The sequence below is a fragment of the Bradyrhizobium sp. WYCCWR15520 genome (assembly GCF_056174665.1).
The window spans coordinates 256,634-281,746 of sequence record NZ_JBWBWM010000002.1 but is presented as its reverse complement, the minus strand read 5'-3'; the positions used below and the strand labels follow the sequence as shown (position 1 = coordinate 281,746).

At 60.5% G+C, this 25,113-nt stretch carries 26 protein-coding genes and 2 pseudogenes; 15 read left to right on the top strand and 13 right to left on the bottom strand.

Annotated elements, in window-relative coordinates; translation table 11 throughout:
* Positions 1 to 38: 38 nt before the first annotated feature.
* Positions 39 to 623, top strand: a pseudogene (locus AC0QUY_RS03300) (sigma-70 family RNA polymerase sigma factor); the annotation flags it as partial.
* A 513-nt stretch (positions 624 to 1,136) separates the two neighbouring features.
* Positions 1,137 to 1,442: a hypothetical protein gene (locus AC0QUY_RS03295; RefSeq protein ID WP_475385743.1), complete on the top strand. Its 306-nt coding sequence runs from the start codon at positions 1,137 to 1,139 to the stop codon at positions 1,440 to 1,442.
* On the opposite strand, the gene AC0QUY_RS03290 is transcribed toward AC0QUY_RS03295, so the two are convergent.
* The 3 genes from AC0QUY_RS03290 to AC0QUY_RS03280 form a co-directional block, all read right to left on the bottom strand.
* Positions 1,443 to 2,942: a glycosyl transferase family protein gene (locus tag AC0QUY_RS03290; RefSeq protein ID WP_475385742.1), complete on the bottom strand. Its 1,500-nt coding sequence runs from the start codon at positions 2,940 to 2,942 to the stop codon at positions 1,443 to 1,445.
* Positions 2,943 to 2,945: 3 nt separating this feature from the next.
* Entirely contained in the window at positions 2,946 to 4,133 is a 1,188-nt protein-coding gene (wecB, locus tag AC0QUY_RS03285; protein WP_475385741.1) for a non-hydrolyzing UDP-N-acetylglucosamine 2-epimerase, read from the bottom strand.
* Between the two features lie 305 nt (positions 4,134 to 4,438).
* The gene (locus AC0QUY_RS03280) at positions 4,439 to 4,753 is read right to left on the bottom strand and encodes a hypothetical protein (RefSeq protein WP_475385740.1); all 315 of its coding nucleotides are present in this window, start codon (positions 4,751 to 4,753) and stop codon (positions 4,439 to 4,441) included.
* A 36-nt stretch (positions 4,754 to 4,789) separates the two neighbouring features.
* Between AC0QUY_RS03280 and AC0QUY_RS03275 the strand changes: the two genes are divergently transcribed.
* A complete protein-coding gene (locus tag AC0QUY_RS03275; RefSeq protein ID WP_475385739.1) occupies positions 4,790 to 5,053 on the top strand; it encodes a hypothetical protein in 264 nt (87 codons plus the stop codon).
* 319 nt (positions 5,054 to 5,372) lie between these two features.
* Here the strand turns inward: AC0QUY_RS03275 and AC0QUY_RS03270 are convergent.
* From AC0QUY_RS03270 to AC0QUY_RS03260, 3 genes and pseudogenes are all read right to left on the bottom strand, one after another.
* Positions 5,373 to 5,468: pseudogene (locus tag AC0QUY_RS03270) on the bottom strand (PEPxxWA-CTERM sorting domain-containing protein); the annotation flags it as partial.
* A 1,124-nt stretch (positions 5,469 to 6,592) separates the two neighbouring features.
* Positions 6,593 to 7,615 (bottom strand): hypothetical protein, encoded by a 1,023-nt coding sequence (locus AC0QUY_RS03265; protein ID WP_475385738.1) that lies wholly within the window; start codon positions 7,613 to 7,615, stop codon positions 6,593 to 6,595.
* A 149-nt stretch (positions 7,616 to 7,764) separates the two neighbouring features.
* Positions 7,765 to 7,962: a hypothetical protein gene (locus AC0QUY_RS03260; protein ID WP_475385737.1), complete on the bottom strand. Its 198-nt coding sequence runs from the start codon at positions 7,960 to 7,962 to the stop codon at positions 7,765 to 7,767.
* Between the two features lie 469 nt (positions 7,963 to 8,431).
* On the opposite strand from AC0QUY_RS03260, the gene AC0QUY_RS03255 reads away from it, so the two are divergent.
* Entirely contained in the window at positions 8,432 to 8,779 is a 348-nt protein-coding gene (locus tag AC0QUY_RS03255) for a hypothetical protein (RefSeq protein WP_161856117.1), read from the top strand.
* Positions 8,780 to 8,831: 52 nt separating this feature from the next.
* On the opposite strand, the gene AC0QUY_RS03250 is transcribed toward AC0QUY_RS03255, so the two are convergent.
* On the bottom strand, positions 8,832 to 9,095 hold the full coding sequence (locus AC0QUY_RS03250; protein ID WP_475385736.1) for a hypothetical protein: 264 nt from the start codon (positions 9,093 to 9,095) through the stop codon (positions 8,832 to 8,834).
* 191 nt (positions 9,096 to 9,286) lie between these two features.
* On the opposite strand from AC0QUY_RS03250, the gene AC0QUY_RS03245 reads away from it, so the two are divergent.
* The 3 genes from AC0QUY_RS03245 (at position 9,287) to AC0QUY_RS03235 (ending at position 11,713) form a co-directional block, all read left to right on the top strand.
* A complete protein-coding gene (locus AC0QUY_RS03245) occupies positions 9,287 to 10,750 on the top strand; it encodes an undecaprenyl-phosphate glucose phosphotransferase (RefSeq protein WP_475385735.1) in 1,464 nt (487 codons plus the stop codon).
* 300 nt (positions 10,751 to 11,050) lie between these two features.
* A complete protein-coding gene (locus AC0QUY_RS03240; protein ID WP_161856114.1) occupies positions 11,051 to 11,428 on the top strand; it encodes an H-NS histone family protein in 378 nt (125 codons plus the stop codon).
* Positions 11,429 to 11,470: 42 nt separating this feature from the next.
* A complete protein-coding gene (locus AC0QUY_RS03235) occupies positions 11,471 to 11,713 on the top strand; it encodes a hypothetical protein (protein ID WP_475385734.1) in 243 nt (80 codons plus the stop codon).
* Between the two features lie 53 nt (positions 11,714 to 11,766).
* Here AC0QUY_RS03235 and rfbG read toward each other — a convergent pair whose 3' ends face one another.
* The 4 genes from rfbG to rfbF form a co-directional block, all read right to left on the bottom strand.
* A complete protein-coding gene (rfbG, locus tag AC0QUY_RS03230) occupies positions 11,767 to 12,834 on the bottom strand; it encodes a CDP-glucose 4,6-dehydratase (protein WP_475385733.1) in 1,068 nt (355 codons plus the stop codon).
* A gap of 35 nt (positions 12,835 to 12,869) precedes the next feature.
* Positions 12,870 to 13,805 carry an NAD-dependent epimerase/dehydratase family protein gene (locus tag AC0QUY_RS03225; protein WP_475385732.1) on the bottom strand — a complete coding sequence of 312 codons (936 nt, stop codon included), beginning with the start codon at positions 13,803 to 13,805 and terminating at the stop codon, positions 12,870 to 12,872.
* Positions 13,802 to 14,368, bottom strand: a complete 567-nt coding sequence (rfbC, locus tag AC0QUY_RS03220) for a dTDP-4-dehydrorhamnose 3,5-epimerase (RefSeq protein WP_475385731.1) — start codon at positions 14,366 to 14,368, stop codon at positions 13,802 to 13,804. The genes AC0QUY_RS03225 and rfbC overlap by 4 nt, the downstream gene beginning before the upstream one ends.
* Before the next feature lie 72 nt (positions 14,369 to 14,440).
* Positions 14,441 to 15,211, bottom strand: a complete 771-nt coding sequence (rfbF, locus tag AC0QUY_RS03215; RefSeq protein WP_475385730.1) for a glucose-1-phosphate cytidylyltransferase — start codon at positions 15,209 to 15,211, stop codon at positions 14,441 to 14,443.
* A 487-nt stretch (positions 15,212 to 15,698) separates the two neighbouring features.
* Between rfbF and AC0QUY_RS03210 the strand changes: the two genes are divergently transcribed.
* Positions 15,699 to 15,899: a hypothetical protein gene (locus AC0QUY_RS03210; RefSeq protein ID WP_475385729.1), complete on the top strand. Its 201-nt coding sequence runs from the start codon at positions 15,699 to 15,701 to the stop codon at positions 15,897 to 15,899.
* A 16-nt stretch (positions 15,900 to 15,915) separates the two neighbouring features.
* On the opposite strand, the gene AC0QUY_RS03205 is transcribed toward AC0QUY_RS03210, so the two are convergent.
* On the bottom strand, positions 15,916 to 16,083 hold the full coding sequence (locus AC0QUY_RS03205; protein ID WP_475385728.1) for a hypothetical protein: 168 nt from the start codon (positions 16,081 to 16,083) through the stop codon (positions 15,916 to 15,918).
* 432 nt (positions 16,084 to 16,515) lie between these two features.
* On the opposite strand from AC0QUY_RS03205, the gene gspD reads away from it, so the two are divergent.
* Both gspD and AC0QUY_RS03195 read left to right on the top strand, forming a co-directional pair.
* On the top strand, positions 16,516 to 18,678 hold the full coding sequence (gene gspD / locus AC0QUY_RS03200; protein ID WP_475385727.1) for a type II secretion system secretin GspD: 2,163 nt from the start codon (positions 16,516 to 16,518) through the stop codon (positions 18,676 to 18,678).
* Positions 18,675 to 19,124 carry a hypothetical protein gene (locus tag AC0QUY_RS03195; protein WP_475385726.1) on the top strand — a complete coding sequence of 150 codons (450 nt, stop codon included), beginning with the start codon at positions 18,675 to 18,677 and terminating at the stop codon, positions 19,122 to 19,124. Before gspD ends, AC0QUY_RS03195 begins: the two co-directional genes overlap by 4 nt.
* A gap of 28 nt (positions 19,125 to 19,152) precedes the next feature.
* Here AC0QUY_RS03195 and AC0QUY_RS03190 read toward each other — a convergent pair whose 3' ends face one another.
* Entirely contained in the window at positions 19,153 to 20,067 is a 915-nt protein-coding gene (locus tag AC0QUY_RS03190) for a hypothetical protein (RefSeq protein WP_475385725.1), read from the bottom strand.
* Positions 20,068 to 20,220: 153 nt separating this feature from the next.
* On the opposite strand from AC0QUY_RS03190, the gene AC0QUY_RS03185 reads away from it, so the two are divergent.
* Genes AC0QUY_RS03185 through AC0QUY_RS03165 form a run of 5 tightly spaced genes read left to right on the top strand, consistent with a single transcriptional unit; the run spans position 20,221 to position 24,803 of the window.
* On the top strand, positions 20,221 to 22,002 hold the full coding sequence (locus tag AC0QUY_RS03185; RefSeq protein WP_475385724.1) for a GspE/PulE family protein: 1,782 nt from the start codon (positions 20,221 to 20,223) through the stop codon (positions 22,000 to 22,002).
* Positions 22,003 to 22,016: 14 nt separating this feature from the next.
* A complete protein-coding gene (locus AC0QUY_RS03180; protein ID WP_475385723.1) occupies positions 22,017 to 23,282 on the top strand; it encodes a type II secretion system F family protein in 1,266 nt (421 codons plus the stop codon).
* Complete coding sequence (locus tag AC0QUY_RS03175; RefSeq protein WP_474416177.1) at positions 23,279 to 23,719, top strand: GspH/FimT family pseudopilin; 441 nt, start codon at positions 23,279 to 23,281, stop codon at positions 23,717 to 23,719. The genes AC0QUY_RS03180 and AC0QUY_RS03175 overlap by 4 nt, the downstream gene beginning before the upstream one ends.
* Positions 23,720 to 23,724: 5 nt before the next feature.
* Positions 23,725 to 24,162, top strand: coding sequence for a type IV pilus modification PilV family protein (locus tag AC0QUY_RS03170; RefSeq protein WP_475385722.1), 438 nt, complete (start codon positions 23,725 to 23,727; stop codon positions 24,160 to 24,162).
* Positions 24,162 to 24,803: a prepilin-type N-terminal cleavage/methylation domain-containing protein gene (locus AC0QUY_RS03165; RefSeq protein ID WP_475385720.1), complete on the top strand. Its 642-nt coding sequence runs from the start codon at positions 24,162 to 24,164 to the stop codon at positions 24,801 to 24,803. Before AC0QUY_RS03170 ends, AC0QUY_RS03165 begins: the two co-directional genes overlap by 1 nt.
* The last annotated feature ends 310 nt before the right edge of the window (positions 24,804 to 25,113 follow it).

The window sequence follows — 25,113 nt, the reverse complement described above, 5'->3', positions numbered from 1 at the left end:
GGCGTCGGGGAACGGTCCTTTCCGGGCGGTTCGATGCAATCCGCCATGACAAGCTGGCCTATGCTGTCGGCAGCGGAATAGAAGCGGAGAGCTTTTCCGACGAGATGCTTCTGAAGGGGGTCGCGGAAGGCGACAAGGCGTCGATGCACATCATGTTTTCCCGCCACCGCGCAAAGGTGTTTCGCTTCATTCAGAAGATCGTTCGGAATGCGGCCATTGCCGAAGATCTGGTCAGCCAGGTGTTTCTCGACGTCTGGCGATCCGCAAACAGGTTCGAAAATCGCGTGCGGGTTACCACATGGCTATTCTCGATCGCACGCCTCAAGGCGTTGTACTCGCTGCGGGAACGAAAGCATGAGGATATCGATCAAGACGATGTCGTCGGGATTGCCGATGTCGTGGATACGCCCGAAGCCGCGCTCGATCGCAAGAAAACGAGTGCGATTCTACGTTCATGCATCGAAAAGCTGTCTCCGGCGCAACGCGAAATCATCGAGCTGATCTATTATCACGAGAAATCTGTCGCCGAAGCCAGCCGGATTGTCGGCATTCCCTCTGCTACCGTGAAGAGCCGGATGTTCTACGCACGCAAGCAACTTGCGCGGATGCTTGTCAACGTCGGTTTTGTGGCTGCAACGGCCAGAACTGACATTGATGAGAGAACGGAAGAACCGCCATCGCGTGGATTGCCGTTCGAGATGTGGCGGGGGTCATCGGCCGTTGCACAGGAGGCGTTCGAACGTCGCACATGATCCGCTCGATGATGTCGGCGCGGAGCGCGCAGAGCGGGGAAAGCAATTTTCGCATTAATGATGTTCCAAATGAATCATTAAAGGAGTCTCCATACTAGCGGCAATTCCGCCATTTCGACCCGGATGCAGGCCCAAAAGCCGTAGTATTTGCAGGCTGTTTGTCGCCGCCCTGGGGCCGTCTCAGGCAGGCTCCTCTTCATGAGGCCATTATTAAAATCCTAACGAATGCGTTGGGCTGGAATTATTCATGCCCCGGGAGGCGCAACGCCTTCGCACACGAAAGAGCCATATGGATAAAACTGTAACGGTCGGTTTGAGCGGCGGGCAATAGTCTCCCCGCCAAATGCCCCTGAGAGCCTGCGAGAGGCTCTTTGGGGGTGTCCGATGTTTTCACGTGATCTGGCCGGTCCGGCCAGCAGAGATGCGATCGATGGCTTCGATGCGATCGCCAATGCGCTCGATCAGGGTTTGGATTCCGCCAACAGGAAATGCTCCGGGCTGACCGACTTCCTTGCCATCGCCGCGGGCTGGCTGGTTCTCGGCGCGATTATTTTTTACCCCAGCCTCCAGCTCGTTGCGATCGTGGTCTGCGCAGCTTTCCTGGGAACGCGTTCGTTCGCGCGTCTCATCCTTGGCCCAAGCCCATCCGCCGTGCAGCCGCGCGAAGGCAAACCGCCGCTGGCGGCCTAACTATTCGGCTGCCGCGCTATCAGCAGCCACGGCTGGCTGTGGCAACGTAAGGTCGCCCATGTGCACTGGGTAAGAGTGCGAAGTCTTGTCCCAGACGAGAGCCGTGCCCGATATCCGGTGACTGAGATAGATGCGCACGGCGCGCCAGGTTGCGAAGAAGTTGACAAAATTGCCGACGACCAGTCGCGGCGCGGCCATCAGGGCGTGACGAAGGTTGTAGATCATGCCTGTGAACGTCATTCGGTTGAACAGGCGCCAGACCAGAAACAGGAAGTTCACGAAGAACAGCCACATCGCCCAGTTCTGGTTCAATAGCGTATAGACAAACTGCCTTTCGGGATCAAAGACCGCCCGATAGAGTTCGAATATGGTCAGATTGGCGAGCGCAAAATAGGCGAGCATGACCGCCGGACTGGTGATCACGCCCTTTCTGTCCCGCGCCAGAAAATACTTGGTCCCGAGCGAGCCTTTCCAACCGTGCTCCTGCGCGCCCTGGAACACGATGCCAAGCAACCAGCGCGCGCGCTGGCGATAGGCGGCCTCGAGACCTGACGGAAAGAATTCGCGGGTCGCCACCGGCAGGGTCCGGTGGAGAATGCCGGGGTTGCCGCTGTCGATATCGATGTCGATCGCGTAGCTGGCCGGATAGGCGATGAACGCGGAATTGAACCCGAGCTCCGAGACGCGGAACGCGATGTCGTAATCTTCCGTGAACGACGACGTCCGGAAAGCCTCGCCCTTGTTCTGATCGTTGAGATGCTGGATCGCCTCCCGGCTGAAGCATGCCGAGACGCCGGCACAGGGAATGACGCCACTGATGCGCTGGCGGACCTCGAGGTCCTTGGTGTGCATCTCGGCGAACTCGTCCATGTAGAGGCCCGCGATGAGCGAGGTGATCGGCCGGGAGAACGAGTAGACCGGCAACTGGATGAAGTCGTAGACGTCGACCAGCTTGTTGAAGAGCTTGAGCTCCAGCGGATGAATGAGGTCCTCGGAATCGTGCATCACGATTCCCGCGAACTGGATGTTCTGCTCGGCCTCGAACATGAAGATGTCGGATATCGTCTGGTTCAGACAGTCGGCCTTGCTGGTCGGGCCGTCATGCGGCACCAGCACCATGTGGATGTTCTTGTACAGCCCCTGTGCCTTGCGAACCTCGGCCTGGGTGAGGGGATCGTTCAGATATACGCCGACGAAGTAATGCGCGTGCTCGTAGCGCACGAGCCGGGAGTTCGATGAAAGCATCGAAAAGATGACGTCGTGCTCCTTCCAGCACGGCACCATGATGGCGATCGGGCGCTCGGGGATCTGCTCGAGGATCTCCACGCTCGGCAATTCCTTGGACTTGCTGTCCGCCGTGCCCATCAGCCGGCTGGTCCAGTACAGCAGGTCCACGAATAGATCGTCGAAGCTGGAGATCGTGATGATCACAGCCGCGATCAGCATCAGAATCTCGACGACATAGAGATATTGAAAGATAAAGGAAGGGGCTTGTGTCATTTCTCAGGACGCGTGGTGAAGCTGAGCGATTTCGGCGGAGCGCATTTGCGGCGGCAGGACAAATTGCCGGTAGAGGGCCTCGACGATCCGCTTGCTGGCGTGGCCATCCCCATAGGGAAATACCGGCCGCGCCATGCGGGTGTATTTCGTGCTGTTCTTGTTCAACTCGGACAACGCGCCAAATACCGCGTCGCGAGAGGTTCCGACCAGTTCGACTACCCCTGATGCTACCGCCTCAGGCCTCTCGGTCACGTCGCGCAACACCAGAACGGGCTTGCCAAGCGCGGGGGCCTCTTCTTGAAGGCCGCCGCTATCCGTCACCACGCACCAGGCATTCTGTATCGCGGCGACGACATCGCGGTAGCCGAGCGGATCGACCAGCCTGATCCGGGGATGACCCGAAAGGATCTCGATCGCTGTTTCGCGTGCGTTCGGATTGGGATGAACCGGAAAATACACGGCGACGTCGGGGGTGAGATCGACGAAGGCCCTGATCGCGGTGAACGCGTCGCGCAGCGGTTCGCCAAAATTCTCCCGCCGATGCGCCGTGAGAAGGATGGTCCGCAGCCTGGGAAAGTCGGCGGGCAGCACCGGTTTCGAAGCCGCGACTTCCAGCAACGAGTCGATCACCGTATTTCCGGAAACGATGATCTTCTCCCGCGCAATGTTCTCCCACACAAGATTCTGTGCCGCGGCCGACGTGGGTGCGCAGTGAAGAGAGGTGGATACGGCAATCGACCGGCGGTGAAATTCTTCGGGGAAGGGCGCATCAAGGCTTGGCGTGCGCAATCCGGCTTCCACATGCACAAAGGCGATCTTGCGGTAGAACGCCGCGATCGACGACGCATAGGCGGTCGTCGTGTCGCCCTGGGCGAGCACGCAATCGGGGCGAACCTGCCCGAAATACCGGTCCAGGCGGCGAATGAGCAGGCTGGCGAGGGCCGCCGGCGTGTGACAATTGCTCCGGTGCCGGATCGAGAGGTCCGGACGGAGGTCGAATTCGGCAAGGGTGCTGTCGAGAAGGTCGCTCTGCTGGCCTGATGTTACGACCCGAACGACCGCCCATTCGGCTTTGCGCAGCCTGCGAACGATGGGGGCTACCTTGATGACTTCCGGGCGGGTACCAACCACGAAGACGAAGGTGCGGACAGGCGTCGAGTTGCTGAAATGCTCTCTGCGAGGGTGATGCATACCTTGCTTTCTAAAAACATCACGTCGTCCCCACGACACGAAATACCAACCGAAATACCCGTCCCATTATCCCTGCCCGGACGGCACGATTAGAAATCGGCGGCAATTTAGCCCGCAGCCCTAAATCAGACAATTGATTTAAATGGATTTTCGGAGATTACCGTGGAAATGCGGAGGGGATTTCGATCCATGGTAAATGCGCGCCCGTATTTATACGTGCAGCATAATGCTTAACCATCAGCCCAGAAGCGGTTTTTGGTGAGGTAAAGACCGCCGAGTTGGAAGCGGATCTCGCACCAACTCGGTCAGTTAATCCTGAACCGCTTTAAGAGAAGCATTTGTGAATCGGTCATCCGCGAGCCGCGGGCTTCCATGGGCCTGGCTGGGAAAGAACGGTTCGGCGGACGCGGGAGAGAAATCCCGAGGTCGAGTTCCGCCTTGCGCACCTCTTTGCGAAGCTGCTGAATCTCAAGATAGGTATTTACTATATCGACCGGCATAAAGGTGATCTCAACCGAGCAGCCCGAACTCCGAAACCCAATCCCTTGGTCGGGTAACAACACCATTAGGAAACCGGCAATGGCCTGCGGACGCCATGCCATACAAATGGGCTTGCACATGGGTTTGCCGGCGATTTCGCCGCTTGCGCGATAGCGGTGGAAGGATCGGATATTTTGCTGGCTGCCGGTGGTTTACCGCAGGACGCCACTCTTTACCGCGAAGACAAAGTGGTTGACGAATGTCTCAAGCCCGTCGCGCCGATTTCCCTCGAGGTTTTCGGCGGCCATGCGCAGGGAGGGATGGGGGCGTTGTTCAATGGCGTCCAAATCCGCCGAAACGGCTTCAAGGGCATATCGCAATCGCCTCAAATCGGAACTGAGTTTGGTATCCACGGCCGCCACCGCTGGAAACAGAATTAAAAAATTAAAGTTTAAAGCTAGAATATAATATTGTGGCGGTCAATGCGGCGGGGATTGAAAGTCTTAAACGATTTTAGGGGCTTACGCCCGTAAAACCCCGGTCCGGCGCCATTCTCACATTATCTGACTGGCAGGGCGGACCCGACACAAGCCTGTAATCTCGTTTTTGCAATGGTTGCCCACGATGCGGCGGCGCGACCCACACCGAAGCTGATGTCCGCTCGATCTTGGAACGACGTATTTGCTGCGCAGCGGCTCTAGCGCGGGACAAAAAAGAAGCCGCCCTGCGGCGGCTTCTCAATCCAGGTCGGAGCACTGATCAGGCCGCGAGTGTGCCGTTGCGACGGCGATAAGCCATATAACCCACACCTGCGAATCCAAGGATCAACATCGCCCAGGTCGAGGGTTCCGGAACGGCCTCCACATTGAGCGATACGTTGTCGAAGTATTCCGCGTCAACGCCGACACCCGGAGCGAAGCGGCGCGTCACTTGCAACGATAGCGTATGCTCGCCCGCGGACAGCGTCGTCGTGAAGCTGAGCGTGTCACGCAGCGTCCACCCTTGGGGATTTGCGGTGACGATGCCGAAATCATGGCTGTCCATCAACTGGCCGTCGAGCAGGACGCTAAACACGCCGATGCTAGCAATGCTACCGCTAGCGCTTAGCCAATGGTCTGCAATGTTGGCAAAGAACGTCGCCGTGCCGCCCGTGGTGGTAAAGGTCTGGGTAACACCGCCACCTTCCAGGGTCGAGCTGGAAGGGTTGGCTCCCGCGTTCAGGGCCAACGCGTTCGACGGGCCGGATCCCGACACGTTGAAGGATTTGATCGCAGGGAGGTCGCGCGTCCCACCCGCATAGCCCGGAATTTGCGAGATCGTACCGTTCGTGGTGACGTACCCGGTCCAGCCTGTAAGGCCCGATTGAAAGTCGCCGTTTGTGATCACCTCGACAGCTTTGGCTGGCACGGTCGACACAGCAAGAAGAACAGCGCAAGACAGTTTGGCGATAGTGCCAACCATTTAAGTAAGCTCCAGTTGAGAACCCGCGGCGGACGCTGAATGGTCCCCGCTACGGCTCGGTCGATGACTGCATCCCAAGGCTGGGCCTGAGTTCTTATTCAATTCAAAGTTAGCCAGCCGCCGACGGGTCTAATGTTTTATTATGACACGTTAATGTATTTTTAATGGTGCTGTTCCCGTGTTGATTGCCTATGCGCTCAGGCGAGCAAGTGCGTTGCTCGCGCGCGCTCTGTGCGCCGATATTTCCGGGCGCTTATCCATTGTTCTGTGAGCACGGACATTTGCGCCAAAGAGAACGCCTTAAAGAGGCGGGCTTTAAATCTAGGCTCAGGCGAGTGAATGGGCTTCCATCGCCCGCCGATACACGATGAGGCTAACCGCCCGGTGGCCGCGAAGTGCGTGCCTGCAGGGGGCGCGTGACGGAGGCAATTGCTTGCTACCTGGTTTAGCGAAATTTATCGGCCGCCGTCCGAGCCGGGCGATGATGATCGTGGGCTTCGCTAGTGTTGGCTTCTGACTTACCTCTCAGAGGTCGTATCACGCCAGACGCTGGCCTCGTAACCGTCAATCACCTGCGAGGTGTGGGTGAATTCCTCGAGCTGACGCAGCGGCTCGATGATCTTGCGTGCCACCAGCACGGTATTGGGTTCGGCGTTCTTCTGCATGTGGCCGGCGACGTCGATGACGCGATCCGAGATCGTCTCAAGAGGGGTAGAGTCGTCGAAGTAGACCAGGCCCGCGTTCACGCCGCAGCGAACGGCGAAATCCGCCTTGGACAGTTTCACCTCGCGGTTGAACACCTTGAGGCTCTTGATAACGTCCTTGCCCGACTGGCAAGCGTCCTCGACATGGGCGAAGCATGCCATCACGCCGTCGGGCGTCCAAGCCGTCTTCAACACACCTCTGGCGCGGAAGATGCGCTCCACGAGCTTTCGATACTCTTCGAAGTCATACTGAATTGATGCATGGTCCTCGCCGGCCTTCATTCCCGCCGAGCCAACCACGTCGATGGCAAGGAAAGCCACTTCGCGGCCGAACGTATCGAGCTTCTTCTTGGTTTCGGCGAATACCCGCAACAGCTCCTGACGGTTCACGGCCTTGCCGCTTTCCGCCATTCGCAGCGTCGTTTCCAGTTCGGCGTCGAGCCTCGAGCCCGGCTTCACGCCTTCTTTCCGGCGCCAGGCCTGAGCCGACTTTCGCAGCAGCCGCCGGTTCTGCGCGGTCTGCGAGCGCTGGGCGACGGCGCCAGAAAAAATGGTAACGAGAATGGCGAGACCGATCAGGATCCAGTCGGAGCGATCGCTGCCGGCAATGTTAGTCGGCACATAGCGATGCAGAATCGGCACCGATTTACTGAGGACATACTCGCGCGCCTCGAACAGCTTCGCCGGAACCGTTGCATTCCTTGGATTGTCGAACAGGACAAACAGCTTGGGGCCGAGCAGAACCACGATCAGGGCAAAAGTTGCAACACCCAGAAGTTTCCTTAGTCCAAAAAGCACGTGAACCAGGATCGATTTAGGAGCTTCACCATGAACCACTTTGATTGTCCCCAGGCTGAGCGGGCGAGACGCTCAAGCAGCCGCCCGGTCAGCTTATAGCTTGCCATCCGCTTGAGTGGCAAATCGCCCACTTCAACCAGACGCAGTACCAGCGATTTCCGCAGCCAGCTTTGCGACGAGTGTCGCCGTCAGGTCATCGGTGACGGCGTTCCATCTGCGTCGCCAACGTTAGGCTCGAGGGCGGACAGTGCCGCCGTCTTCAGCCGGACCGGATCGCGCTCGCCGTCGCCGGCTACCTTCAAAATGGTCGCGGCGATCGAGCGAAGCTGCTGGTCCGATGCCGGTTGCGGCAATGAAGCCTCGGCGTCCTCCAGGGCTTTAGACATCAGTTCGATCGTTCGTGGACCAAACGAGGGACCACCAAATTTTCCGTGGTCCAATTCCTCGATGATCCGACGGGCCTTTCCGTTCGGTGCGTATTCCGTGGGAGCCGGTGCGGCGTCTTGCAAGGCTTCGTGCTTCGGATCCGACGCGAGAGTCCCGCCTGGGTGCATGAGCCGCTCAGGCACGAACAGTTCGAGAGCAAATTTGAACGTGTCTCGAAATCTCATCTTGCTTCGGTCCGGTCGTCACCTCGGCATATGCTTGGCAATCCTACACGCTTGCACGCTTGTCGCTAATCCGGAAAATCCGAATCATCCAGGAATCTAGCCTTTCGTTTTTCCTGAAAAAAGCAACATTGTTGATTGGGCATCAGTTCGGTAGGCTGCACACAACTTCTTTTCCAACGTTGGTCTCGCGGTCTGCCGGTCGGGCGAGCAGCGCAGCGAAACCGTAACGCCAAGGAGACTCGATATGGCACGAGCTTTCAAGGTTCGTTCCGCGGAGCGCGATGCTCAGACCGACAGCGAACGGCTCGGCTCGATTTCGGCGGCGATCGAGGCCGCGGTCGCTTCAATCCGGAAGGAGAGGGACGCGTTGCGTGCGCGTGTCGATGCCGCGCGCGATCAGGCTGCCTTTGCCACGGGCACCGACTACGATGAATATCTGACCCGCGACGCCAAGGACGCGGCCAGGATCAAGGAATACGAACAGCAGATGGCGACCGGCGAAAAGCGCACGCAGGAACTCGAGCGTCAGCTGGGTGGCCTGGGTGCCGTGCAGGAAGCCTTCAACCAGTATTTTGCCGGCAAGGTGCGATAGGTCCGGCCCGCAGAAAATGCGGATAATCCGCCTTTAAATCGTGGTCCCGGAATTATACCCGCTCAGAGTGCCGAATATTGAGCCGAGATCGCAAATGCAAATAGGCCGGTCGGCTCGTCAGCCCTAGAAAATACCCCACCTGAACGGTGAGTATTGGAAGCAGCACCACGGTTATACTGTCCAGCAAACCTTGCCCGTTGGCCCAGGCCGAGACGATATACGCGCCGGCGCCCAATACAGAGAGCGGAAGCAGCGCCAGAATATTAAAATGAAGGCCCACATAGATGCCGGCACCGCAGGCGAGAATGGGCAACATTTGTCAACTCGCTCCGTAAAACGGTTAAAGGCGCATTCAAACTGATTAAATGTTGCGTCGCACTCCGGCCGAGTGTATGGTCGCCGGCATTAACGAAGAGTTACTTGGACCTTTGAAGGTCTGTCGGATTTATAGGCTCTCAGCCGATAATCAGACGGTTGGTTTCAGTAATACTGTGCGGGCATTTTCTCATGTCGATTGGAGCGGATATCGGCAACAAGGTGGGCCAACTCGACCAATCCGCTGGTGGTCCTCCGACTCGTTTCTCCAGCAACGCCGTCCCCTATCTCTTATCGACGGCAGATGCCTTCGTGATCCTGCTCTCCAGCGTGGCAGGGGGCATCGGTTATCAGCTCTCCGTCGGAAACTCGGTGCCGAACATTCTCCCGCATTGCGCAGTCGGGTTGTTGGCGAGCTTCATTCACATCCTGCGCATGAGCGGAAGCGGCTATTACGATTTTCCTGACAGCGCCAAACCGCGCGTCGAGATCGGCGAAATTCTGATTTGCTGGTTCACGACGGGCTTGCTGCTCGCGTTCTTTGCGTTTCTGCTCAAGATCGGCGTCGATTATTCGCGCGGCGCCTTTGTGGTGTTTTATTTTGTCGCGCCGGCAGGATTGCTCGCGGTCAGGAAGGGCACCAAGCTGGCCCTGGCGGCGGCGGTGTCGCGCGGCATGATCGGCCGACGGGATATCGTGCTGATCGGCGATTTCGAGGAGATCGCCGCATTGGAGCCCCGAGATCTCCTGGTCTTCTTCGGAACTTCTGAAGTCAGCCGCTTCACGCTTAGTTCGGACGAAGACCAGCAGAAGCGCGAGTCGACCGACGTCAACATCATCAACGCAGCCGCAAACTTCGTCAGGCGCAACAATTGCCGGGAAGTTATGCTCGCCGTGCCCTGGGAGGACGCGGGCCGGCTGGAATTCATTCGCGAGCATGTCAAGACGCTTCCGGTGGCGGTGCGGCTGCTGCCCGACATCCGGGTTCGGACGTTGACGAATTATGCGTCATCGGCGCGTCAGCGCGTCCTGGCCATCGAAATTCAACGCGCCCCGCTCAGTGCCGCGGAGCGCTTCGTCAAGCGCGTGATGGACATTGTCATCGCATCGCTGGCGCTCGTGTTCTTTCTGCCCATCATGGCGCTCACGGCGATCGCTATCAAGCTTGACAGTCCCGGGCCGGTTATTTTCCGGCAGTTCCGAAAGGGATTTAATGGCAAGCAGTTCGTGATGTTCAAATTCCGCACCATGATCGTGCAGGAAAACGGGCCTGCTGTCGTGCAGGCTACGCGCGACGACCCCCGGGTGACATCCATCGGCCGTCTGTTGAGATCGGCAAGCATCGATGAACTGCCGCAGCTATTGAATGTCTTGAGGGGAGACATGTCCCTGATCGGTCCGCGACCGCACGCGCTGGCCCACGACAATTATTTCGAGACGGTGTTGAGCGAGTATGCTTTCCGGCATCACGTCAAGCCCGGCATGACCGGTTGGGCGCAATGCAACGGAGCGCGCGGCGGTACACCTACGATTGAGCACATCTCCGAACGCGTAAAACTAGATCTCTGGTACATCAACAACTGGAGCCTGTGGCTGGACATCCAGATTGTGATCAAGACTTTTTTCGAAGTATTGCGTAAGCGCAACGCTTACTGATCGAAGCGATGTGGCTGCCGCTCGCTGGCGACCTTCCAAGACTGACCGGTTCCGCCTGATGGCGACGAGGGAACTTTGCTACCTGTGGTCTAGTGACTATCGCTCCGCCTGCGAAAATTGAGGAAAATGTTAAGGAATGTTCGCGGCCCAGAGCGCGATTTGAGAGGTATTTGAAGCACTTAGGGTTGGCGCCCAGCAAATTCGCGTTGTGCGGAGATTTTCGACCGAATCTACAATTTTGCTGGAAAGGCCCAGCGCTGGATTTATAGTTCATTCCGAATCGTGATGGTCTCGAGTGGGATGAACAAGAAGCCAAATTTCGATGGAATGTCGGTAGACGAGTTGTGGCAGCTCCATGAGGAGCTCAGTCAGGTGTTGTCAGTTCGATTGACGTCGGAAAAGCGCGAGCTTGAGAAACGGTTGGCACAACTTCGGCGTGAGAAGGAAATGCGCCAGCCGGAAGCCGCGGAGGCGCGAGGTGCGCCGCGCGAACGCCGGAAGTATCCTCGCGTATTCCCGAAGTATCGAAATCCGGACGAGCCTTCCGAAACCTGGTCGGGTCGCGGAAAACAGCCTCGCTGGCTTACGGCCGCGCTCAAGACCGGTCACAAGATCGAGGAATTCGTGATTGGCAAGCCGGAGGGCAGCGGCGAAAGCTCTCGACGCCGCCGCGCATAGGCGTCTTTGGCGGCCGCGCACGCCGGATCATCGGAGGTCTCCATGAAGCTCGCACTCTGTGCAGCGTTGTCGCTGCTGCTGATTGGAACCGCCACCGCAGGCCAAAGCAACGTCTCGATCGGCAAATTGCGCCTGGCCGATGCTGCCAGTGATGCCTGCTTTGCCAACTGCGCCAGCCAGAATGATGCCTGCAAGCGCGTCTGCCCGACCACGCTTGGCGCGCCCTGCCAGAACGCCTGTGACAGCCAGGCCCAAACCTGCCGGCAGAGCTGCCGGAGCAAGTAGCGGTTAGACTGCGATGATCGCGCCCTAGGCCAATCCGCCCGACAAAAACGCCTTTAGCTGGCTTGGCGCAGGAAGTCGTCGATCTGACCTTCGGTCACCGTGCGCATGTTTTCTCTGTTCTGGTAGGCACGATACCAGTCCGCAGTGAGCATCAGGCTCTTTTCCAGATCGAGAACCGGCTTCCAGTTCAACTGGCTCATTGCCTTGCTGCAGTCGAGCTTGAGATAGGAGGCCTCGTGGGGGTGCTCGCCGCCGTCGACCTTCCACGAGGCCCTTGGCCCCCACAATTGGACGAGACGGGAAATGACATTCGAGACGGGCACTTCGCTGGCTGCTGAAGGGCCGAAATTCCATCCTTCCGCATATTGGGAGCCATCCTGGTAAACGCGTTGCGCGAGCAGCAGGTAGCCCGAGATCGGATCGAGCACATGTTGCCAGGGCCGAATGGCGTTGGGATTGCGTATCCGGACCATTTGGTCCGCCATGAACGCGCGGATCGCGTCCGGAACGAGCCTGTCTCGCGCCCAGTCGCCGCCGCCGATCACGTTGCCCGCTCGCGCTGACGCAATGTGCGATGACCCGTTGGGGGGAAAAAAGCTATTGCGATAGGACGCGGTTACGAGTTCGGCGCATCCCTTGCTGTTGCTGTAGGGGTCATGGCCGCCGAGGCGATCACTCTCCCGGTAGCCCCAAACCCATTCCGCGTTCTCATAACACTTGTCGCTTGTCACGACGATGGTTGCACGCGTGGCGGAACAAGCGCGCACCGCCTCCAACACGTGAACTGTTCCCATTACGTTGGTCGAATAAGTAGATACAGGCTCTTCGTAGGACAAGCGGACGAGAGACTGTGCGGCCAGATGGAGAACGATTTCGGGATCGGCCGCGCGCATGCACGCGGCCAGCCGATCCAGATCGCGCACGTCGCCTAGTTCGTGCCGATGCAATGCCGACTGGACGTCGGCCACTTCGAACAGGTCCTGCTCCCGTTCTGGTGCCAAGGCAAAGCCGGTAACACTGGCGCCGAGTCGCTTGAGCAAAAGCGACAGCCACGCGCCCTTGAATCCGGTGTGGCCTGTCAGGAATACGCGGCGTCCGTTCCAAAAATCAGTGTCGATCACGTGCCTGTCCATTCCACGAATATAATCAGCGGGCGTCACTCGCCCCGTCGATCCATATAGAACGCCGCGTGCGCATTCCACGCCTCGAATTCACTCCAGCCGCCCGCAGTTACGTCAATTCTCTCCATGTTGATCCGGGTCTTCGGCTCGCTGAAATCGGTTTGCTCCAAAAAATCGATCGGGCAAGCCACGCCCAGCCGCGGAGCCATTTCAGCAGCTAGACGAGTGGCGAAAGCGCCCTGAGTTTCGACATACAAACTCGGATTGTATCTCAATTGTCCGCGTTCGCGCGGCACCCTGTCGACGAAATCGGCATAGGCAATGGATAACAGATCGGCGTGGACATTGTCGCGCACATAGTCGGGTGTCCGCACGGTCGGAGTCTCGCCTTTCAGCCATGACCGGATCAGGAAATTGCAGAAGCGTGGCTCTTCATAGGGGCCGAATGGATTGGGGATGACGAACTTGCCGAGCGTGAAACCCATAGTCTCGCTGAGGAAGCGGTAGTGCTGCCAGGTCAGCCCCTTCGACAAGCCATAGGGCGAAACTGCGCGCAACGGTGCGTCGCCGGCACCTTCGTCCTGTTCGAACACCGTACCCGTCAATACGACGCCGGCGAGCCCGCGATCGAGCATCAGTTTCAGGACCGGCACGAGGTTATGGGTGTTTTCGGCCAGCGCGCCTGCGACGTCGAACTCCGGACTTCGATAGTCGCCGACGCGAGAGGCGTGCTGACACAGAATATCCCAACTGTCCGCCTGAACGAGGTCCATGAATGCGGCGGATCCAAACGGACAGCTTTCGACTACTTCAGCAACGCGGCCCAGCTCCGTCACGCGCTCTTTGCGCAAACCGGAATACTCGCCGCGGGCTGCTTTGAGAGGCGCCACGACCTGATGTCCGGTTGCCGCGAGCCGGCGTGCGAACCACAAGCCAGTGAATGAGCTTGCGCCTGTCAGCAGGACTTTCAAACCAGGCCTCGAAGTGATTCAATGCCGTGAAAGTGAGGGTCGAAATCGGGCCACGTCCGATCCTTCTCGGAAATTTCGGTAACGGACCGCGGCCACACGATTCCAAAGCGCGGATCGTTGTAGCGCAGGCCGCGTTCCCGCTGCGGATCGTACGGCGTGCTCGCGAGATAAAGCGTTTCGGCATCGTCGGTGAGGGTCAGGATGCCATGCGCAAAACCGCGTGGCGCGTACATCATCAGTCGATTTTCGGCGCTGAGTTCCGCGCCGAACCACTGTGTGAACGTTGGCGAGTCCGGCCGAAGGTCGACAATGACATCATAAACGGCGCCCCGGATGCAGCGCACGACCTTGATTTCGGCGGAAGGCGCCAACTGATAGTGCATGCCGCGAAGCGTGCCTGCCCGTGAACTCAGTGCATTGTTGATCTGGGCGATCGCGGTGGGGATGCCGGCCGCGCCGAATTCCTGATCGCAGAACAGGCGAGCGAAGAAACCCCGATCGTCGGCACGCTTGTCGAGTTCAATGGTGAAGGCGCCGGAAAGTGGGGCGGGGTGAAACTTCATGTCTGCTATCGTTCTCGTTAGTTGCCGCCGGTTGCGGATCGACCCGGACGAGTTGCCCGCCGGCCCGCCGACCTACCAGGTTTTCCAAGGCGCCTTGTTGTTGGTCCACAAATCTTCCAGGTAACGCCTGTCCCGCAACGTATCCATCGGGTGCCAGAATCCGTCGTGGAGGAATACGCTGAGCTGGCCTTCATTCGCCAAATTCGTCATCGGTTCCTTTTCCCACACGGTGGCGTCGCCTTCGATGTAGTCGCCGACCTTGGGCGACAGCACGAAGAAGCCGCCATTGATCCAGTTGCCGTCGCCGCGCGGCTTTTCCTGGAAGCCGGTAACGCGGGGGCCCTGATGGTTGATGGCGCCAAAGCGGCCGGGCGGCTGTGTGCCGGTCACGGTCGCAAGCCGTCCCTCGCGGCGATGGAAGGCGATGCTTTCGGTGATGTCGATATCGGCCACGCCGTCGCCGTAGGTCAGGCAGAACGCGTCGTCATCGCCGATGTAGGGGAGGATCCGCTTGATGCGGCCGCCGATCATGGTTTCTTCGCCGGTGTCGATCAGCGTCACCCGCCACGGCTCGGCGTGCTTCTGCAGAACCTCCATCCTGTTTTCACGAAGGTCGAACGTGACGTTCGACTGATGCAGGAAGTAGTTCGAAAAATATTCCTTGATAACGTAGCCCTTGTAGCCAAGGCAGATGATGAAGTCGTTGATGCCGTGGCTAGAGTAGATCTTCATGATGTGCCACAGGATCGGCTTGCCGCCGATTTCGATCATCGGCTTGGGGCGAACGTCGGTTTCCTCGGCAAACCGGGTTCCCAGGCCGCCAGCCAGCAATACAGCGCGCATTAATTTGCCATTCAATTCGTTGAGCTTAATAGGGTTGCCGGTATCACTACATGAAATGAGGAAGGGGCGCGAGGCCGTGCCGTCATTTCGTAACAGAATGGTTTATTTGATTTCGCCCGTCAATTTACGGGGTTCCCTTGCGGCAACGGCTCATCAATCGGTTGCCGGGACCACGCGCGTTGAGGTTGAACGCAGCCTGGTAAGGTTGATGGGTTAGCTTAATCTGTGGCTTTAATTGAACCGTTCACGGGCGAAGGTATGATGAAGCATGAAGCGAAATCGCCCGCAACAGAAGGTTGTCACAAAGCGTAAACCGCGGGCTCGACCCGAGGATCTCGCGAAAAAATATCGGGAAGTGTGCGAGCTCCGGCGCAAACTCGAATGCATTACAGCCGCGGTGGCTTCTCTTCGTTCCAGACAAATTGAGGTGTGAACACGCCGTCGCCAGCGCCGGCGCGGCTTGCATTTTAGTCCCGGAGTTAGTCCGATGAGCCGCTACAATCTGTTTCAGAGCACGTCGCTTAGCCCGGAGAGGGCGTGGGCGGACACCTGGCATCTCTGGACGGTCATGGTACCCAGGCGCTCGATTACCGGGCGGCTGTTGTGGGGCAAGGTATGGCGCCGGCACGATGGCAGGCGCTGGATCTACAAGAAGTTCGTCGAATACGAGCCCGACGACCTCGTTTGATGGATTGGCCGCGCGCTCAGGCGTTGCGGGACGTGCCGCTACGTCGCTCGGCGCGAAGTGCCAGCGTAACGCCGATGGCGATGATGGTCATCGTTGCCAGCAGGCTGGCCGGAGCGGTGCAGTTGATGCAAGTTCCAACAATCGACAAGGTCTCGCTCACGGGAGCTGCGACAAGGTTCGTCATACGGTCATCCCTGACATTCAGGCTCAAAAGCCGGAATTAAATGTAGCAGCTTCGTCCCGATCCAGCTAGCGCCGCCGGCGCTCGCCCAGGTCAAATCAGTGATTTTCACTCTACCTTGGGTACATTTTAATGGTCCGAAGCGGCCCCATCGCTCCCCTGATTTTTCTCGTCGCAAAGCTGTTTTCGGAAGCGTCGCAGCTTCGCGCCTCTCCCGCAGCATGGCCCCGATTTACTGTCGATTAACCATGATGTTTTACCGATTATTTACGCGCCAATTTATTTCAGGGCGCGCGAAGTTTGTTTGGGGGTTTTCCTTTGTCGTTTTCTCGTAGCCTTGCGACGAGATTTGCCGCCTGCTGGGCGGCAATACTCGTTGTGTCGGGCTGCACCACCCCCATCGCGACGCCTCTGACGACGGTGTCGCAACCCAGATTGACTTCGGGACAGCCGGTTTCTCTGGAGGAAACCTATGCCCAGGCCGGCGGTCCTACCGGGGCCGTGCCGCTTCCGTCACCCTCATCGCAGGCGGTCGCCGTCATGGACGGCGGCAGCGGTAGCATGATCGGCGGAACCTATTCGAAGCGGAAGGCCGCCGGCGCCGATGGGAACGTGGTTCTCAATCTAGCGAGCGTTCCGCTTCAGCAGGCCGCCAAGACCGTTCTCGGCGACATGATCGGCGTGAACTACGTCGTCGATCCCCGCGTCGACGGTGTCATTTCGGTGCAGACGATGCGTCCGGTCAGCAAGGCCGAAGCGCTGGAGATGTTCCAGACCGCGCTGGCGCCGATCGGCGCGGTGCTGGTGCAGAGCCGCGGCACCTATCGGATTGCGCCGGCCGACCAGGCGGCCACCGGCGCGATCGCGACCGGCGACGGTCCAGCCGATAGCGCCGTCGCCGGCAACGGTATTCGCGTGGTTTCCCTGAAATACGTTTCCGCCACCGAAGTCGCCCGCGTGCTCGAGCCGATGGTGCCGAAAGGCGCGATCGTGCAGGCCGACGACCAGCGCAACATTCTCGCGCTGAAGGGCTCTCCAGCGGAAATCGAAAGCATGCTCGACTCGATCTCGGTATTCGATGTCGATGTCATGAAGGGCATGTCGTTTGCCGTGGTCCCGGTGAAAACTTCCCAGCCGGAAAAGATGGTCGACGAGTTGAAAGCGATCTTCGCCGCCGAAAAGGAAGGGCCGCTCAAGGGGCGCGTCAGGTTCATCGCCAACACCCGGCTTGGCGCCATACTGGTCGTGACGTCGCAGCCGAGCTATCTGCCGCGAGCGCAGACCTGGATCAGGCGGCTCGATGCCAAGGCCGCCGGCTCCGAGCGGCAGCTTCATGTCTATCAGGTGCAGAACCGGCCCGTCGCCGAACTCGCCAGCGTGCTGCAGTCGATGTTCTCGAGCGAAATGAAAGTGGTGAAACAGCCGACGCGCAGCGTTTCACCGCGATCGAAGCAGGCAAGCTTCTCGGCAAGCTCGGCCAGGTCGCCGGGACCGGGCGGCTCGGTGACGGATATGGATCAGGGCGCCGCAGCCGGGCTGCTCCGGGGTGGTGTCAATCCCGGCAACAATGATCTGCAGAGCCTGCAGCGCGCGCTGAACAACGAGCCGGAGGCAGTGGCGCAGGATCCGATGGACCAGTCTCCGTCTTCCAACGGGCCGGGCGGCGAACCGCCGCTCAAGATCGTGGCGGATGAAACGAAAAACTCGCTTCTCATCATGGCCAATGACAGGGATTACCAGCGCGTGCTTCGCGTCATCCAGGGGCTGGATGTCGTCGCCAGCCAGGTCCTGATCGAAGCCGTCATTGCGGAAGTGACGCTTAACGACAAGCTGCAATATGGCGTGCAATGGCAGCTATCGAAGAAGGGCACGCCGACCGCCTCGTTCTCGAACGCGCTGACCGGCGGCGTGGCATCGGTCTTCCCCGGCTTCAACTATGCCGTCAACGCCGCCAGCATAGCGTCGACGCTCAGCGCATTGAACGCGCTCACGCGCGTCAATGTCATTTCGACACCCTCGCTGATGGTTCTCGACAACAAGACAGCGAGGCTGCAGATCGGCGATCAGGTGCCCATCACCACGCAGACTGCGACCAGCACCGTGACCGCACAAACGGCGATCGTCAATTCGATCACCATGCAGGATACCGGCGTGATCCTTTCGGTGACGCCGCGCATCAACGAGAGCGGCAGGGTTCAGCTCGAGATCGAGCAGGAAGTCAGCGCTGTCGTAAAGACCACGTCTTCCGGCATCGACTCGCCGACCATCCAGCAGCGCCGCGTCAAGACCACCGTCGTCGTCAATGACGGCGAGGTGCTGGCGCTCGGCGGCATGATCCAGGAGCAGGCCAGCAAGACCAGCAACCAGATCCCGCTGCTCGGCGACATCCCCGGGCTCGGCGCCGCGTTCTCCAACCGGGGCGATCAGGTTCAGAAGACCGAGCTCGTCATCCTGATCACGCCCAAGGTGGTCCGCGACGGCACCGAAAGCCGCCTCGTGACGGAAGAGTACCGGCGCAAGATGCATGTCTACATGCCGCATACGACCTCGCGCGAGCGTACGCCGGCAAATACCTTTCAGCGGATAACGTCACAGTGAGGAAGCGAGCCGCAACCTGTCTGAGGAATTTCTCGCTGCTGTCGAGCCTGGCCTGCTCGCTGGCCGGCTGCGTGACCTATGCCTATCCGATCATCGAACCGCCGCCGCCCTATGCCGTCCTGCCGGTCGATGAATCCATGAGCTGCAGCGGCATTGCGGCGTCCTTCCGTTATGCGGCGCGGCGTGCCGCCCGGCTGGAATATTGGCTCGCCGTGGGGCCACTGGCGGGCTACGGCTACGAGCGTTATCCGCTCGATGCGCCCAAGCAGCTCATCGACGAGCGCAGGCGGCTCGATGCGCTGGCAGATCTGCAGCGCTACAAGGGCTGCACCGTGATGGAGCCGGGCCCTGCCGTTGTCGAGGAGCGTTTGAAGCTCGAAGGCTCCGTTCGTCCGCCACCACCGCCGCCTGCGCCGCCGCCGGTCGTACTCAATTCCAAAGGCTAGTTTGCGGCTTGATAGCCGTTGCGGAAGCTCAGCTTGCCGCCGTGTCGCGAACGCGAAGGCACGCCGGTCCCGTGCCTTGGGCGCGTTCCTGCCGCGCGCCTGATGAATCGATATCGCCACGCCGCCATTCGCGGATGACGAACGGCCGTCCGTTGCCGCCCTCCAGCGAGATCAGCGCCTCGCGTATGAAGCGCGTGCCGTCCGAGGCGCTGATATCCGCGCGGATGGTTATACTGCCGCCTGTGGGCAGCCCCCGCTTGCCGGCCGCCTGCTTCGGCGCGACATTGAGCAACCTCAGCGTGGCAGGAGAGGCAGCTTCCATGTCGGGCTGGGGCCGTCCGGAGCGAACCGTGACGTGGCGAAGCGCTGTCCGGAACAGAAGGGGCGACATGCCGTCGATCTGATCGAGCTGCATCACGGTCGTGAAGCGGACTTCAGCAGGCACGGCGCCCGGCGTGCTCTGCGTCTTAGGTTTGCGGAATTCGACGATCTGCGAGGCAATGCGGCTGCCCTTCGACTGATCGCCTGTGAGCGCGGTGAAGAAGCGCGTCAATGTGGCGGGGCTCGCCGCGTTCAGGTCGATCTTCCCCGTCTCTTCCTCGATCGTGATGGTGGCGTGTTCGCCGCCGGGCAGCCGGCACCGTAGCGGAAAACTAACGGTTTGCTCAGGCGTTGGGGCCAGCGCCGTGGCGATTGCCAGGTTGACGGCGCTCTCTGCCGCCACCTCGGCGGCGGCCGCCGAGGCGTAGTTCGACGACGTCTTGGTGCGGTAACGTGCGCCGACGATGACGGCCATTCCGAGCAGCGTAATCAGGCCCAAGGTCCAGATCACGGCGACCAGCGCGAAGCCTGATTGGCTGGCCTTGCGGCGGGGCAGGAAAGGGCATTCCGGCCGGCCGGGGATGAGAAATCGGTTCGTTCGAGCTGTTGGCCGGTCTGCCACGTCGGGAAGCCTTTGGGACGGCCAGGCCGCCTGACCCTGCATCTTCGGCCGATATTTACGCAGGAATGGCAAACAAAGCGTCAAAGCTTTGGTTAATCAAAACCTCCTAGAATCGCGCCGACGGAAAATCCCGCGAGACTGCCGAGCGCGCGAATGTCATTCGATATCCAGGAATTGTTGCGCCCGGCCGCGCCCGTGAACCGGGCAGCGAAACTGCCGGGGCCAAAGGACGCCGGCTTCGCCCAGGCGTTTTCCGATCTTCTGGTCGGCAAGGACCTGGTCGATGCCGCCGCCATCGGCCGCGCGCGGCGGGCCGCGGAGGCGGCCTCCGAACGTTTCGACCTCGTGCTGGTCAAGCTCGGCCTGATTTCCGAGACCGATCTCTGCCTGGCCTATGCCACCTATTGCGGCCTGCCGCTGATCGAGCCGGCGGACCTCCCGGCACGGCCCGTTCTGGCCGACCGCCTGCAGCTCTCCTTCCTCAAGACCAACCGGATCCTGCCTGTCACGTTCGACGGCCGGCGCCTGTTGATCGCCACCGCCGATCCCTTCGTCGATGAGTGGGCCAGGGCTATCAGCTACATGCTCGACGTGCGCGTCGATATCGCCGTGATTGCTCCGGCGGAAATCGAACGCGCCTTGCGGACGCTGTATCAGGACGCGGCGTCCGAGATGCATGCCGAGGAGACCGACGGCATCGCGCTTCCCGGCAACGACGGCAGCGAGTTCGACGTCGAGCGACTGCGCGACATCGCCAACGAAGCGCCGGTCATCCGGTTGGTGAATCAGATCATCGCGCGAGCCGTCGAGCGCGGCGCCTCCGACGTGCATGTCGAACCCGGGCGCGATGCCGTCGCCGTTCGTTACCGCATCGACGGATTTTTGCAGCAGGAGCGCCTCGTGCCCGCGCCACTGCGGGCCGCGCTGACGACGCGCATGAAGATCATGGCCAAGCTTGATATCGCCGAGCGGCGATTGCCGCAGGACGGCCGCATCAAGACGGTCGTGCGCGGCGTCGAGATCGACATCCGTGTCTCGACCTTGCCGACGGCGTTCGGCGAAAACGTCGTGATGCGAATTCTCGACCGGACACGGGTGGAGCTGGATTTCACCAAGCTCGGGCTCGACGGCAGGACGCAAGGATCTCTCCAGCGCCTGATGGCACTTCCGAACGGCATCATTCTCGTGACCGGCCCGACCGGCAGCGGCAAGACGACGACGCTCTACACAGCCCTGAAGGATCTCAATCGGCCCGAGCTGAAACTGTTCACGGTGGAAGACCCGATCGAATATCAGCTCTCCGGGATCAACCAGATCCAGGTTCAGCCCCAGATCGGTCTCGACTTCCCCACCGCGCTTCGCTCGATCCTGCGCCAGGACCCGGACATCATCATGATCGGCGAAATCCGCGACCTCGAAACCGCGCGCATCGCAATCCAGGCGGCGTTGACCGGCCATCTGGTGTTTTCGACCCTGCACACCAACAGCGCGATTGCCGCGATCACGCGCCTGATCGACATCGGCCTGGAGCGTTACCTTCTCGCCTCGACGATCGCGGGCGTGATGGCGCAGCGTCTGGTCAGAAAGCTCTGTCCGGCCTGTTCACGACTGCATAGCGAGAGCGAACGGGCCCATGGCAAGCTGAAGATGGCGATAGCTGGCCATCCGCAAGTGGATTGGTCGCACAGCCGGCAGCCAGCTGGCTGCGACGCCTGCGGCAACACCGGCTATAGCGGCCGCACCACGATATCGGAGCTGCTCGTCATCGACGACAGCATCCGCGAAGCGATCGGACGGCGGAGCCAGGACCAGCGCACGGTCGAGCAGCTTGCGCGCAAAGCGGGCTTTCACACGCTCTACGAGGATGGCCTCATGAAGGTTGGGGCCGGCGAGACTTCGCTCGAAGAAGTCCTTCGCGTCACCCGCGCATCCTGAAGGGAGCACCGGCCTTGGCGACTTTCCATTACAAGGCTTACACGGCGCGAGGCGCGGTCACGGCAGGAACGATCGTTGCCGAAGGCCTCGATGCGGCGATCGACGCGCTCTATGGCTCGGGGCTGACCCCGTTCGAAACCTATGGCGTCGCCGACCATGCCCCAGCACGCGCGAGCCAGCCATCCGTATCGCCGCAAGAGGTGGAAGCGTCGATCTGGAAGCGGGAGATCGTTCAGTCAAACCGCTTCAGCCTGAAGGAGCTGACGGCCTTTACGGTTGAGCTGGCTTCGCTGATCAATTCCGGGCTGACGCTCGATGCCGCATTCCGCATCATCGCGGGACCGGGCGCTGCGCCGAAAACCGCGCGTCTTGCCAACGGGCTTCTCAAGGACGTGCTGGCCGGACTGCAGCTCTCGGAAGCGATGGCGCAGCGAGCGGACGTGTTTCCGTCGGACTACCGCGCCATTCTGGCCGCCGGCGAAGCCGGAGGGGTTACCGGGCAGGTGTTGACGCAGATCGCCGAGCTGTTGGCGCGTCGGCTCGAGATCCGCAACAAGATCACCTCCGCGCTGATTTATCCGATGGTCCTGATCCTGATGTCGCTGGTCTCGGTCGTCGTCATCGTCTTCGTGCTGATACCGAGCATTTCGCCGATCTTCACCGACGCCGGCCTTCCGCTGCCGGGCATCCTGCATTTGTTCGAGGAGGTTCAGGCCAACTGGCTGATCGTTCTGCTCGTGTCCGCGCTTTGCGGCGCGGCGGGTTTCGTGGCGTGGGGGAGGGCGAAACAAAACCCCGAGATCATGCTCGGTGTGGATCGTTTGAAATGTTCGCTGCCGATCATCGGCCGGCTCGTGCAAAGCCGCGAGGCCGGCGGCTTTGCACGGGCGCTCGGCACGCTGCTGGTCGCACGAGTGCCGCTGATGTCGGCGATGCAGACCGCGCGTGCGCTCGTCACCAACCGGCACCTGAACGCGCTCTACGGGAATGCCATCAAGCGTGTTCCGGAAGGTACGCCGCTGCACCGCGCCTTCGATAGTGACGGCCTGTTGCCACCCGCATCGCTGCGTCTCGTTGCCGTCGGCGAGGAGTCCGGTCAGCTCGGCCCCATGCTCATTCAGGTGGCCACCGTGATCGAGGCCGACCTGCAGCGGCGCATCGAGCGCATGGTCGGCCTGCTGACGCCGGCGTTGACGCTTCTCATCGGCGGCAGCATCGGCGGGCTCATCATGCATGTGATGAGCGCGGTGCTGTCGATCAACAATCTCGCATTCCAATGAAACGCCCCGCGCCATCCTCAGCCGGGTTCACGCTGGCCGAACTGCTCGTGGTCATCGGCATTATCGCCCTTGTTCTTGCCGGCACGCTGTCCGCGAAACCGAAGGCCGCGGCGACGCGTGTCGCCGTCACGGCCCGCTCAGTCACGGCGACGCTTCAGCTCGCGCGCGCGCAGGCGATGTCGAGCAATGCGGAAACGCTGTTCCGCATCGATGTGGAGAAAGGCCGGTTCGGCTTGCCGAACTCGATGCATGCTCTACCGCGTGGAATGGCTGCCGCGGTGGTGGTTGCCGAAACGGAACGTTCCGGCGATACGGGCGGTATCAGATTCTATCCGGACGGCCAGTCGTCCGGCGGCGAGATCGCGCTGACGCTGGACGGGCGGTCGGCGCGCATCGCCGTCAACTGGCTGACCGGCGAACCGCGGTTGATCCAGTGATGGGCATGCGATCCACACGGTTGCTGGTGAGGCGCAAGGGCGAGCGCGGCTTTGCGCTGCTCGAAATCCTCGTCGCCTTCGTCATCCTGGCGCTGGGGTTAGGCGCAATATCGACGGGCGTGATGGTGGCGATGCGCTCCGATGTGCGCACGCAGGTCAATCGCACCGCGCTGCGGGTGGCGCAGGCCCGCCTCGAAGCTGCCGGCGTTTCCGAGACGCTCGTGGCGGGCACCCGCGAAGGTTTGGTCGCGAACAAATTCCGGTGGCGGCAGACCGTTACGGAAGTCCGTGTCGCCGGCGACACGCGTGCGCCGCAGGGCGTCCGGCCGCCCCCCGCAAGTGGTGCCTTGAGATCGTTCTGGGTTGAAGTAGCCGTGGAGACACCGGACGGCACCGCCACCAGGCTCGCGGCATTGAAGCTTGCGGCAGGGGCGAAGCAATGATGCCGGTCAGGCACAACCGGCTGATCCGTCGCGTTGCTGCGCGCCGCAGGGGCGAGCAGGGGCTGACGCTGATCGAACTGCTGCTGTCGCTTGCTATCCTCGCGGTCTTGACCGGCTTCCTGGCCGGCGGATTGTCGATGGCACGGCGGGCTTTCGGCGCCGATCGCGCCAGCGACATCGGAAGCGAGACCAGTGCCGCGATCCAGACCGTGGCGGCGCTGGTCGGGTCGGCGCTGCCGGTCCGGTTTGACGGGGCGGGCCCAAAGGACGCCATCGGGTTCGACGGCCGCGGCGAGGCGATCTCCTTCGTGGGCTTGAGCGAGGGGCGGTCGCTGCGGGGCGGACCGCACAAGATCGTCCTGCGACGGAGCGGTGGTGATATCGTTGCTGATTTCACGGCGTTTACCGGGGCGCGCTCGAAGGAGAACCCCGAACCAGCCTCGACCCGGGTCGTGGTGCTTAGCGGCGTGCGTGAAATCCGTATTGGATATTTCGGTACCGTAGATGCCAAGATCAAGCCGGCTTGGCGCGCTGATTGGGTTCGCGCCGAGCGGCTGCCAGATCTGGTTTCGATCCGGATCGAGTTTGAGGATGAGCGGCGTAATGAGCCCGCCACCATCGTGGCGCTGCGTCAGGGCTAGCGCAGGATGAGATTGGATTGGGCCGTGACGACGGACCATCTCGTGCCCGGACGTAAGCCGCGTGCGTGCTACGACCCGGCCCATCTTACTTTGCATGGGGTTGTTTTCGCGATTTTGTATCTGGGACCAGCCGAAGTTTCGAATAATCGCGTCCAAACAAGACGGTAAACGAATGATCAAACCCAGTTAAAGCACGCTCTGAAGCTTGCCGCGCACCTCACGCAGCTCACGAACGGCCGCTCGTTACCCTTCGTAAAGAATTAGTAAATAGGCTTCGCTCATTCGAATCGAATGCCTCGATCCGGAAGTG